The sequence below is a fragment of the Sunxiuqinia sp. A32 genome (genome assembly GCF_052690465.1).
Genome location: NZ_JBQYLI010000006.1, coordinates 202,679 through 215,594 on the forward strand (window position 1 = coordinate 202,679; position 12,916 = coordinate 215,594).

At 39.1% G+C, this 12,916-nt stretch carries 7 protein-coding genes; 3 read left to right on the forward strand and 4 right to left on the reverse strand.

The window, feature by feature from the left end:
• Positions 1 to 91: 91 nt before the first annotated feature.
• A complete protein-coding gene (locus ACUNWD_RS08405; RefSeq protein WP_445587347.1) occupies positions 92 to 1,192 on the reverse strand; it encodes a DUF4831 family protein in 1,101 nt (366 codons plus the stop codon).
• 110 nt (positions 1,193 to 1,302) lie between these two features.
• Positions 1,303 to 2,817, reverse strand: a complete 1,515-nt coding sequence (locus ACUNWD_RS08410) for an NAD(P)H-hydrate dehydratase (protein ID WP_445587348.1) — start codon at positions 2,815 to 2,817, stop codon at positions 1,303 to 1,305.
• A 163-nt stretch (positions 2,818 to 2,980) separates the two neighbouring features.
• Between ACUNWD_RS08410 and ACUNWD_RS08415 the strand changes: the two genes are divergently transcribed.
• Entirely contained in the window at positions 2,981 to 4,513 is a 1,533-nt protein-coding gene (locus ACUNWD_RS08415) for a peptide MFS transporter (protein WP_445587349.1), read from the forward strand.
• 169 nt (positions 4,514 to 4,682) lie between these two features.
• On the forward strand, positions 4,683 to 6,392 hold the full coding sequence (locus tag ACUNWD_RS08420; protein ID WP_445587350.1) for a peptide MFS transporter: 1,710 nt from the start codon (positions 4,683 to 4,685) through the stop codon (positions 6,390 to 6,392).
• 59 nt (positions 6,393 to 6,451) lie between these two features.
• On the opposite strand, the gene ACUNWD_RS08425 is transcribed toward ACUNWD_RS08420, so the two are convergent.
• Both ACUNWD_RS08425 and acs read right to left on the reverse strand, forming a co-directional pair.
• Complete coding sequence (locus tag ACUNWD_RS08425; RefSeq protein WP_445587351.1) at positions 6,452 to 9,919, reverse strand: hypothetical protein; 3,468 nt, start codon at positions 9,917 to 9,919, stop codon at positions 6,452 to 6,454.
• Between the two features lie 238 nt (positions 9,920 to 10,157).
• The gene (gene acs, locus ACUNWD_RS08430) at positions 10,158 to 12,071 is read right to left on the reverse strand and encodes an acetate--CoA ligase (RefSeq protein WP_445587352.1); all 1,914 of its coding nucleotides are present in this window, start codon (positions 12,069 to 12,071) and stop codon (positions 10,158 to 10,160) included.
• 176 nt (positions 12,072 to 12,247) lie between these two features.
• Between acs and ACUNWD_RS08435 the strand changes: the two genes are divergently transcribed.
• Positions 12,248 to 12,907 carry an NAD(P)H-binding protein gene (locus ACUNWD_RS08435; protein ID WP_445587353.1) on the forward strand — a complete coding sequence of 220 codons (660 nt, stop codon included), beginning with the start codon at positions 12,248 to 12,250 and terminating at the stop codon, positions 12,905 to 12,907.
• The last annotated feature ends 9 nt before the right edge of the window (positions 12,908 to 12,916 follow it).

The window sequence follows — 12,916 nt, forward strand, 5'->3', positions numbered from 1 at the left end:
GTAAACTTGTTCTGAGATTCGTCATCCATTCAAAAAAAACCCTATCCATCAAAAGACGGACAGGGCAATATTTTACACTATTCAGAATTTCTTATTTAGAAGTAATGCTTTTAATAGCACCAGTTTTTGGGTGAAATTTCACTTCATAACTTCCATTCAACAAGTTTTCAGGCATTGGCGCCACTTCGCCAAACTGAGCAATAGTAGCGCGAGAGGTTGCCATCAAATTTAAACCATTCATCATGCGAATTTCTGCTTTCCCTGGAATGCGATAAAAGACTCCATTTTGTCCAGCAGAAGGATTTGCAGAAGCCTTTAGTTTTCCTTGTGCTGCTGCCAAAGATTCTTCTTTTTTAATATCTATAGCAACTGGCTTTCCACTCAAGTCAGTTTTTGGAAGCACTCCTTTTGTTTCAGAGAAACGGAAAACAACCTCACCGGACACGCCATTTTCACCCGGCATAAATTCAAAGGTATATTCATATTTTTCCTTGTAAGTTTTCCCAATAAACAAGGCAAGGTACTCATCTTCCAAATCGCCAAGCTCATCAACCATCACATCATATGCCTTTCCATCTGGCAACTGTTCCTCATAACCATTTGAGAGCGTTTTAAATCTTCTTTTGCGAAGTTTAGTAATGACATGAGCAACATCAACCGCTTTTTCTTCCAAAGATTTTGCCATCAACACATTCCTTCTGGTTGAATCGCCTTGTTCATAGAAGTCGCTCATTGACAAATCCGGAAATGGAAAACTGGGAACACTGGTCTCGTTTAGAAATGTAGAAACGACCATATCTTCCTCGTCTGTTTCAACCTCAGTATTGATACCTGCAATCACTCCGGATTCAGTCAAACTGATTAAAGACGCAACCTCACGCATCGCTTTATGTACTTGAGCAGGATCTGGCTCGCTGTAAGTTTCCAATTTAATTTTCGTTATCGTCCATTTTTCAGCATCTTGCGATGGAGCACCTTCAATTCCCAGCAAGGTTTCTGCATACTTGTAATAAGGCCCATGAAAAAATTTCTCCTGCATTGCTTTTACATGAACCCGAATTCCGGTGCGCGGCAAACTGTAGATTACTCCTTCCGGAACAACAGTAACCACCTCATCCTTTTTGTCTCGTTGTGCCCAAATGGCTGTAACTGAAAATAGTAATATAAAAGTTATTAAAATTCCTTTTCTCATGATCTTTGTAGTTTTAGGTTGACCAAAAATAGTGATTGTCTGTTCAAAAGAAAACGACTGTTTCAAAATATTTACAAGAAACCAACCATCAATAATAACCGGATAGTTAATTACTTATTTTGCAATCGTGAAAAAACATTTTTCATTCCCTCGGCAATATCGCCAGCTGTCATGGCTTCCGCACTGTTAGACTCAGCATATATATCACCGGACAGACCATGTAAAAATACAGCAAGCAAAGCCGCATCTCCTGGTGAATAATTCTGAGCGAGAAAGCCTAAAACAATTCCTGTTAACACATCACCACTTCCTGCTGTTGCCATACCAGGATTACCGGTTGTGTTAAAATACACCTGCCCGTTTGGAAAAGTAATGCAGGTATGTGCGCCTTTTAACACGACAATTACTTTGTATTTTTTTGAAAATTGAACTTGCATTTGCAATCGTGACCATGAATCATGACTCTCTCCTGCAAGTCTCTCAAATTCTTTTGGGTGAGGTGTAAGAATGGAGTTTTCAGGAAGTAATTCCAACCACTCCTTTTTATCCGACAAAATATTTAATCCGTCGGCGTCAATTACCAACTTTTCCGGTTTTGCAAGCAATAGTTCACGCAAAGCACGTTGCGAATTGCTTTTCAATCCCAATCCAGGCCCAACACCCACGGCTGAAAATTGCCCAAGATCCGGAAACTCTGTAAACATCAAATCTGACGCATCGATAGAACACATCGCTTCGGGCACTGTCGTTTGTATAATTTCATAACCTGTTCTTGGAATGTGACTGGTTAATAAGCCAACACCTGACCTGAGACAAGCTTTCGAGGCTAAAACAGCAGCTCCCATTTTACCATACGAACCAGCAATAAGCAAAGCATGCCCATAAGTTCCTTTGTGTGAAAACTTACTTCTGCACACTAATTTTGAAGCAATAAGCTCACTGGTCAGAAATTGGAAGAGAGTTTCAAAATCATCAATTGCCTTTGGATGAAGACCAATTGGTAAAACTTCCCAATCACCCAATAATTCATCGTGTTCAGGGAAAAAGAAACTCAGCTTTGGAAACTGAAATGTAAGCGTGTGATTTGCCCGCAGAACATTGGAAAGCTTATTTTCTGAATTATCTTCTCCAAACAAGCCACTTGGTATGTCAATTGCAATAACCAGTGAACCTGATTGATTGATCTTTTTAACAATTTCAACTGGCAAGCCATCCAAAACACGGCTTAATCCAGAACCAAACAGACCATCCAGTATAACTGCATCCGAACTTACATCTGGAATATCATCTTCCGATTCAATCGTTGAAAGTTTAACTTTTCCCTGTTGCTCCAATCGTTGCCAGTTTATTGCCGGAGATCCTTTCAATTCTTTACCAAAACTCAACAAGTAAAGCTCGCAACTATAATCGTGCTCAGCCATTATACGTGCTATTGCCAAGGCATCACCCCCATTATTTCCAGGACCAGCGAAAAAGATCAGTTTCTTTTCGTTTGAAATTCTATGAATTAGCCAATCAACAATCTGTAAAGATGCACGTTCCATTAAATCAATATCTGCAATGGGTTCATTTTTTATCGTGTATTGATCAATTTCAGCTATCTGTTTGGTAGAAAAAATCTTCATGAAAATTCAATTTTACCCGAATTTACAAAATCTATTAATAATTGCCTGTAATCTCAATTTATTTATCCGCCGATGAATTTCACAAAAAAGAATACTGACATTTCACCAAGTTAAGAAGTAAAAAGATGTTTATCTTTGCTTTCTTCATTTAAACATAAAAGATATGGCTAGCGATAAGAACACTGCTTTTTTTGGACACCCAATTGGGTTATCCTCATTGTTTGCAACCGAAATGTGGGAGAGATTTAGTTATTATGGAATGAGGGCCTTGTTGGTGCTTTTCTTAACCGCAACATTTGCCAATGGTGGATTTGAAATGGCCGAGCTGGATGCTTTTACCATTTACGGAATATTTACAGGACTTGTGTATGTAACTCCAATAATCGGTGGAATTTTAGCTGATAAAGTTCTTGGTCAACGAAAAACAATATACATCGGTGGCCTTTCCATGGCTATTGGACAGTTTTTACTGGCAACCAGCGCTATGTCTGTTGAAAGTAATATGGCATTTCGTCAGCCCCTATTTTACGCTGGTTTGGGTATTCTTATCTTGGGAAATGGATTTTTTAAACCAAATATTTCTACCATGGTTGGGGAATTGTATGATAACAATGACCCTCGTAAAGACGGTGGATTTACAATATTCTACATGGGTATCAACCTGGGAGCCTTCCTTTCGCCACTTGTTGCCGGATATCTTGGTGAACAAATTGCATGGGAATATGGATTTCTTTCAGCAGGAGCTGGAATGCTACTGGGAACAACCTGGTTTTTTATTCGCAGCCACACCCTCGGAAATATCGGAATGCCTCCTAAGGTAAAAGCAGAAAGAAATCGATTGGCAGTTAAAGACTGGATCAGCATTCTTATTTACGTGCTTGTGATTGTTGCTTTTATTATCGGATTCATTTTAGGATGGAGTTCAATTGCTGCAGGTATTCAAACCTGGATCATTCGCATTGTTGGTTTTGGTGGCTTAGCTTACTTAATCTTTAGTATCGTTACCGGCACCAACGGAAAAACAGAATGGAGCCGGGTATTTGTTATTCTCATTTTAGCCGTTTTTAATATTTTCTTCTGGAGCGGATTTGAACAAGCTGGTACTACTTTTAATATTTTTGCCCGTGACAATACACAACGAATGATTGGAAGTTGGGAGATTCCCGCAACTTGGTTCCAAAGTGTGAATGCTATTTTCATTGTATTGTTCGCACCTCTTTTCAGTGTTTTATGGCTTAAATTAGATAGGAAAAAACTCAATCCAAATACTCCCATGAAGTTTGCATGGGGAATGATTTTCTTAAGTCTTGGTTTTATTATAATGGCTATTGCATATACGAAATCCACAACTGGAAATGCTGATGGTCCAGTATTATTAGTTAGTCCGCTTTGGTTGGTTTTCGTATTCATGCTTCACACATTTGGAGAATTGTGTTTGTCTCCTATTGGCTTATCGATGGTTACAAAGTTGTCGCCACCAAAACTCGTTTCTACCATGATGGGAGTTTGGATGGGATCATTTGCTGCCGGTAACTTCGTAGCGTCTCAAATGAAAGCCATCTCTATTCGACTTCAGGATGCATTGGGAAGAGAAGTTCAGGTATTTTGGTTAATTGCAATCCAATCAGCTATCATTGGTGCGATTTTGGTTGTTCTATCACCATGGCTAAAGAAAATGATGAAAGGAATCAAATAATATCTTTCTTACTGATAATAAAATGAACCCGGGCAATCACCCGGGTTTTCTTATGCTCAAATTCTGATATTTTGATAAATATCATTTTTTCAAAGCTTGGGGTTTTATCATTTTGATTAACTTGTGGGGTGGTTATTATTGTACCTCACAAAAAACTAAAATACTGGTTATGGCAAAAAACAAACATCCCAAAGGTTTAGCAATTCTCTTTTTCACAGAAATGTGGGAACGCTTCGGTTATTACCTGATGCTCGGCATCTTCACCTTGTACATGATTGCACCGGAAACAGCAAAATTTGCCGGACTGGGAATGAGTAATCTGGAAGCAGCCGACATTTATGGAACTTACCTGGCACTAGTTTACCTGACCCCATTTTTTGGTGGATTATTAGCCGACCGCTTCCTGGGATATCGAAGATCAATATACATTGGCGGATTGTTCATGGCTGCCGGTTACATTGGTCTCTCCATACCAAACAGCATGATGGCCTTTTACCTTTCATTGCTGATGATCATTTTGGGAAACGGTCTTTTCAAACCCAATGTATCGGTTTTATTAGGAAAATTATATGAGAAACCAGAATACGAACACTTAAAAGATTCCGGCTATAATATCTTCTACATGGGTATCAATATTGGAGCCTTTGTATGTAATTTCGTTGCTGCCTGGTTACGTCTTTCCTATGGATGGGGATGGGCTTTTGCCGCAGCTGGATTCGGTATGTTAATCGGAATTGTTTGGTTTGCCATTGGAAACTGGAGAGTACCTGAAATTAAGGAAGCAGATAAAATATCACCAAAACGCGAAAGCGATTTATCACTTCTACGTATTTTTATGGTTTTATTTCTTCCTGCATTTGCCGCTGCAACAGTTGGTTGGTTAATTCCTGACAATCTTTTTGGGTCCGATTCCAATGATGCATTTATCTTTTTCTGCCTGCCTGTTCTTTATTTCTTTTTCAATACTTGGCGCACTGCAGATCAAAATGAAAAAGCTCCCATCGCAGCCTTGCTATCTATTTTTGGAGTTGTAATTATTTTCTGGGCAGTATTTCATCAAAATGGCTCAGCACTTACCTATTGGGCAAAAAATAATACAGCCCGTGAGCTTGGGCCGAAAATGGAACAAGTAATAAATACTATTGCAAGCACAGAAGAAGTATCGACAGTGCCCCGTGAAAAGCAACTAATTGGTTTGCATGGTGAAGATTTAGGAACAGAAGTTGGGCCAAGCTACTATTTCGATAATTATGCTGAAGAATGGCCGGTTGGAAACTTGGATGGTAAACCGGAAGATTTGACAGAGAAAGAATGGAAACAAGTCGACAAAAGTTCAGTCAACAAATATGGTAAACTTAAGCTCTGGCCGACAGAACTTCAAGCGTCTATAAACCCTTTCTTTGTAGTTATATTTACACCGTTGGTAGTTGCCTTTTTTGGATTCCTTGGGCGAAGGAAAAGAGAGCCTTCTACTCCTGGAAAAATTGCATGGGGCATGCTTATTTCTGCTGTATCGTGGTTGGTAATGGTAGCTGCTGCAGTTCTATCTGGAAATGGAATTGAAAAAGCATCGGTTGCCTGGTTATTCGGAGTTTATGGTGTGATTACCATCGGTGAACTCTGTTTGAGTCCGATGGGATTATCACTGGTATCAAAACTGGCGCCGAGGCGAATTGCTGCATTGATGATGGGTGGATGGTTTTTAGCAACCGCTATCGGGAATAAACTGTCAGGCGTACTTTCCGGAATGTGGGATTTGTTTGAAAAGAAATCCAATTTCTTCCTAACAAATGCAATTTTAACCGCCGGAGCATTTCTGATCATCCTCTCTATCCTACCCTGGCTAAAGCGTGTTTACAACGAGAATGTAAAAAATTAATAGATCAAATCTTAAAACAAAAGAGAGCAGCCATCCGCTGCTCTCTTTTGTTTTAAACATTAGTCTTCTATGGAGAGTAAAGTATCAGCACCAATGGTGCCACTCAGAAATTCAATATATTCAGGAGACGAGACTTCTTTTAGTTTAGCTTTCGCTTTTACTAACCGTTCCGGTAAATTTAATCGGATTGATGTTTCAGCAAAGGTTGTTCTACTAATCACATCTTCAATATATTCAACATTCTTTGTCCACTGGTTTATATCACGATTTTGTTTTTCAACGAGTCGCTGTTTATACCATTCGCTATTCAGTACGGCATCTCTAGTAAACATCTGCCTAACATCCGGATGATTCCTATCCATACCTTTATATTTGCCATCGACCATGATATGAATCAATGCTTTCAACGGAGGGCACAACATATCAACCGAACCATCACGAACCAATCCTTCAGCAACTCTTCTCTGCGTAATTGACAAGTTCTCAACCGAAGCAACAAAAGTGTCAATATCCTGTAGTTCTGGCTTCAACATATCCTCACTAAACACCGCATCAGGCTTACTAAAGATTCGCGCCATAAAGCTCTTTACAAATTTCATGGTAATACGATATCCCAATAAACTTGCTTCAACAACTTTCCCTTTGTGTTTGAAATTCTCAACTTTTTCCAAATAACCATTTTCAATTAAGAATTTTGGGTCGCGCTCCTGAACTGACATCCTACACCAAATTTCAGGAACCAATAAGCTGATATCATGATCTACTTTATATTTTGGGCCAACATACCCGGCAGCTGAGCTGAATCCGTCATAGTCCGTTAAAATATAAGATAGGAATGCATTATTAAGATCGGATGCAGGAAGCAGGCTATTAAAAGGCCCCTTGGTTAATGCACCTTCTGATCCAAAACCAGTTGTTGATGGTGATTTACCGGTAATGCTACAAATAAAATCAATAAACAATTCTGGTAATTCCTGGTAATGAATTGGACTATAAACAGCCAATGGTGGCACATTATTCTCAGGTTCTGCAGGATTATTCCTTCTACCCGGCAATACCGCATTTACTGGTAAATAAACAGGCTTATTAAGTGGAATCTTCCTAAATATTCTTGTTGTTACTTCTGCAAGATATTTATCCAGAGGCTCAACAAGATCGGGCCTTACCTGCAAATAACGAGGGTTTTTAGATGGAACTCCATCTACCAACCTCGGTTCTGAAGGTACAACCAAATATTCGGGTCCTTTACCATCAAGGAAATTGTTGATCAAATCCTTGACCGGCTGCGTATACAACTCAAATCCAATAGAATCTTCTTTAATTTCCTGAACCTGCTCACGAGTCAATGGTTCAAAATTCGACAAGAATGTATTTGGTGTTGACAAGTCTTTTTCGCCTTGTTTGTCATATCCTTTTATTACGCAATCATCCGGACGCTGAAATAAGCGAGACTCGACATTCCGCACAATTTTCACACTTGGATTATCGTATTCAGTATTGAGGTTCTCAAGCTTCTTTGAATCCAGGATAATGGAAGCCGTAATGTCATCTTCCATTTGTACTTTGCTGGAAGGATTGTAATCTTGCCTTAACAAGAATATTCTCCATGAGCCATCCACATCATGACCAACGCGCAGGAAGTTCGATAGCAGTTTGCTATTTTGAAATTTCAACTCATTTCCAGGAATTCCATTTACTTTATCAACTGAAAAATATTTTCTCCAGTCTTTATCCCAATCTTCACTGTAATTCCCCTTGATAACATAGATCAAAACCTTTATCCGCTGAGGAATAGAAGCTAACCAATCATTGTACTCGTCGGTATATAATTCAGATGGTGTTAACAATTTGATTACCGAACCAAGAGAACGGCGACGGCTTAAAATACTTCGCGAAGCGTTCTCAGAATAATCAGCTGGAACTTTAAACCGATTTGAAAAATCCTTAGCCATTACCTCCTCAACCATATCCAAATCGGCAGTCAGATCGGTAACAATTACTGACCCCTGAATCATGGCATCCTTAATGGATTTGGAAATTTCTGATTTTCCACCTCCAGATACAGTACAGGGCTTATGACAAAGGGTTCCTTCAGCAATCGTTCCAACCAAATGCCACTTAGGTCCTTCAATCCTTTTCTTCATCTCAACACGGAACCCGGTAGGGAAAATGTAATGCTTATAAGGCAACAATTTTATCCTTTTTGTTTCACCACCTTTTTCCCATGTTATGGATTGCTTCAACAAATTAAAATTAGCATCTTCAGGGACGTATACTATCTCAGGAAACTTTTTATCAATGGCATATCCTTCCTCTTTCAAATCAAGCATTTCTGCATAATTATAAAGGAACGAGGCAAAGTTCATTTCGTTAGTCGGGTATTTTTCATCGACGTAATACTTCTCCCCCAGGTTATGGCTGCGAAATGCAATTGCTCCACCAGCATGCTCTTCTTCTGCCAAACCATAGAGATTTGCTGAATATCCAATTAAGGTTTTAACCTCCTTTTTGCAATAACCATAATAGTTGTCAGCAATTAAGGTTACAACCACTCCCTTTTCATTCCGGGCTGTCAGCTTAAATGCACTGCCATCATTGTATTTCTCGTCTTCTTCCGTCCAACACATTCCATCACGCAATTGACGTTCAGTCGCATTGCTACAATGCGGAAGACCTAATTCTTTTTTTGTGAATTTTGTCAAATGAGGAGCTAAAATTACCATTCCGGTATGACCGGTCCAGGTCTCAGGAGACAAGGCTGCGTCGTTTTCAGGAAGGAAAGGATCACCTGCATTTCCAAAAATAGATTCAACAAAATCGAGATTGGAAACCAAACTACCAGGTGCTAAAAATGCAACTTCCATTGATTTTTCTTCAATAACACCAGGAATCTCAGGAACAACGATTGGCCTTAACATCAAACTAACAAATAGCTCAGCCTTCTCTTCTTGTTGAGAAGTAAAAGGCAGTTTCATTAATTCTTGTGGAGGATTCAAAGCAGCCTGAAGCAACTTACAAAACGTCGCCTTTGGAACAGCTTTTTTATCATCGGGAATTGGCAATCCACCTTCAGCAACATGAAAAACTCCTTTTGTAGTTCTTCTATCTTCCTTTGGATTATTTAAAACCCCTTGCGCAGTACGGTAACTTCTGATGATATCCGTTTCATAATAATCATCATTAACAGGAAGCGATAGCATTCTTCCCAGACCATATCGGTCCAATATAAACGGATAACTTGGCAGTGTTACTTTATTGTCACCGGGAACATCGCTTAAATAATCATGAAGAAAATTAAGTACCCTTTCTCCCAACGGAGATTGTTTTTTAGAAAGTAACCTGGATTTGATGTTGTAATTATTTAACAACGGTTTAGCCATTTCCAAAAAATCAGACTTTGCTCCTTCAATACATGTCGGATACCCGTCGGCAGCCAATTTTAAATTGATGTATTGAATCTTCTTTTTGACTGATACTTCAGGCTCATGATCATCAGTTCCGATCCCAAAAGCTCTTTTAACTGTCATAAAATTGTTTTTAATTTTTCTATTTCCGATACAAACCCGTATTACTAGTTATTGCAATACATGCATAATGTCATTTCCCGGACAACTGACCGAATCAATCTCCCGGAATCAAAACAAAACTATATAGAATAAAGACTCATTTCTGCAATCTGAATCGGACGATATTCAAGTTTAACACAAAGATTATATCAGAACATCGTACAATAATTGAATGGAAAAGATTCCATATAAAAGCGGGCTATCTCTTCACTTCCAGCAATGCTCCATCAATAATCTTATCTACAACATCTTCGTCCAATAATGTAGTAATATCTCCCAGATTTGAAGCGTCACCCTCTGCTACCTTACGCAAAATTCGTCGCATGATTTTTCCACTTCGTGTTTTGGGTAATCCGGGGACCAACTGAACCAAATCCGGTCGGGCAATTGGCCCAATAATTTTTGTCACCCCTTGCATGATACTTTTTCGAATGCCTTCTTCCCCACCAGTTGAAAGCTCACCACAAACAACAAATGCATAGATACCCTGCCCTTTAATTGGATGCGGATAGCCAACAACAGCAGATTCGTTTACCAATGGGTGCTCATTAATTGCGTTCTCAATTTCTGCAGTTCCCAATCGATGGCCAGAAACATTAATCACATCATCAACGCGACCTAGAATACGGTAATAGCCATCTTCATCCCGCTTCACCCCATCACCTGTAAAATATCGATTTAAAAAAGTTGAAAAGTAAGTATCATGAAATCGTTGATGGTCTCCCCATAACGTACGTGCCATCCCCGGCCAGGGGAACTTAATGCAAAGGTTGCCCTCAACAGAATTACCCGTCAATTCTTTTCCTTCATTATCAACAATAATCGGCTGAATTCCTGGCAATGGCAAAGTTGCAAATGAAGGTTTTGTTGGGGTAACTCCAGCAATTGGAGAAATCATAACACCACCAGTTTCTGTCTGCCACCATGTATCAACAATTGGACACTTGTTTTTACCAATATGATCGTGATACCAGTGCCAGGCTTCTTCGTTGATTGGTTCACCTACTGTTCCAAGCACTTTTAAAGAGGATAAATCTTTACCTTCCAGATATTCATTTCCCATCGCAAGTAAAGAACGTAATGCGGTTGGGGCAGTATAAAACTGATTTACTTTATACTTATCCACAATATCCCAAAAACGACCAGCATCCGGCCAAGTTGGAACTCCTTCAAACATCAAGGTTTTAGCACCATTTAGCAACGGACCATAAACGATATACGAATGCCCCGTAATCCAACCAATATCAGCGGTACAAAAATAAACATCACCTGCATGATACTGGAAAACATTATTAAAGGTATACGCTGAATAAACCATATACCCACCCGTTGTATGGACGATCCCTTTTGGTTTTCCGGTAGAACCGGAAGTATATAAAATGAATAATTCATCTTCAGCATCCATCTCCTCGGCGCAACATTCTTCAGATTGCCCATCAATGGCCTTGTGCCACCAAATATCCCGTCCAACTCGCATATCTACTTCTGAATTGGTCCGTTTTAATACAACCACCGTTTCAACCGACGGACTGCTTTCCAATGCCTCATCGGCAATTTCTTTTAGCGGGGTAACTTTTGATCCACGATAACCACCGTCAGCGGTTAACAATACTTTAGCAGTTGCGTCATTCATCCTTTCAGATAACGCGTGAGCAGAAAAGCCCGCAAAAATAACCGAATGAATCGCTCCAATCCTGGCGCAAGCCAACAGTGCTATTGCTAATTCCGGTAGCATCGGCATATAAATTGCCACTCGATCACCTTTATGCACCCCCAGCCTTCTTAAGGTATTTGCAAACTTGTTTACTTCTTTAAAAAGTTCCGAATAGGTCAGAGTTCTTGTCTCTTCATTTGGATCATTTGGCTCCCATATAATTGCTTCTTGGTCGCCATGAGTGTATAAATTACGTTCGAAAATATTTTCGGTGAGATTCAGTTTTCCATTTACATACCATTTGATTGATGGACTTGCAAAATCCCACTCCAACACACGATCCCAACGTTTATGCCAATAAAAACATTCCGCCTGCTGACCCCAAAATGCCTGTGGATTTGCAATACTCTTTTGATACTCGTGGATGTAACCACCTAAACTGTGAATCTTGTTTATCATCTCTGTTCAGTTTTAGTTTATTGGTTTTGAGAACAATTTTATATTGAACTGGATAAAAATTAGAAACAAGATACCATCCTAAAAGTTTACCTTTCAATGATTTGCTTGCTGATAAAAAATGTCATTTATTTGGGTTATAGATCAAGGAACACTTCTCTTTATAAAATAACGACAACATGAATCTCAAGGCCTGTATTATCGGAGCAACCGGATTGGTTGGAAGCCAATTAGTCAGATTATTATTGGATGACAATAATTTTGAACGTGTGTTAGTTTTCTCCCGAAGTACTACAACTTTTAAGCATCCAAAGCTTGAAGAGAAAATTGTTGACTTTGAGAATATTGCAGACTGGGAGGACCAGATTGTCGGCAACGTATTATTTTCGACACTCGGAACCACTCTGAAAACTGCTGGGAGCAAAGAAAAACAATATTTGGTTGATTACACATTTCAATATATGGTAGCAAAAGCTGCTTCTAAAAATGGAATCAGAAACTATGTTTTAGTATCATCTGCCGGCGCAAACGCAAATTCAAAACTATTTTACAGCAGAATAAAAGGAGAATTGGAAGATGACATTTCCAAACTGAACTTCACTAAAATAACAATTCTTAGGCCTTCTATTTTAACTGGAAACAGAAAAGAAAAAAGAATTACAGAATCTATCTCCTTAACCATCAGCCGTTGGTTAACCCAATATTTGTTTAAAAAGTATCGTCCAATAAAAGATCATATTGTAGCACAGGCAATGATCAACTCAGTAACTTATGAAGGAATAAAAGAAGGCCATTTCGTTTATGAACTGGATGAAATTTTCAAGTTAGCGGAAGAATAATACTCCCGC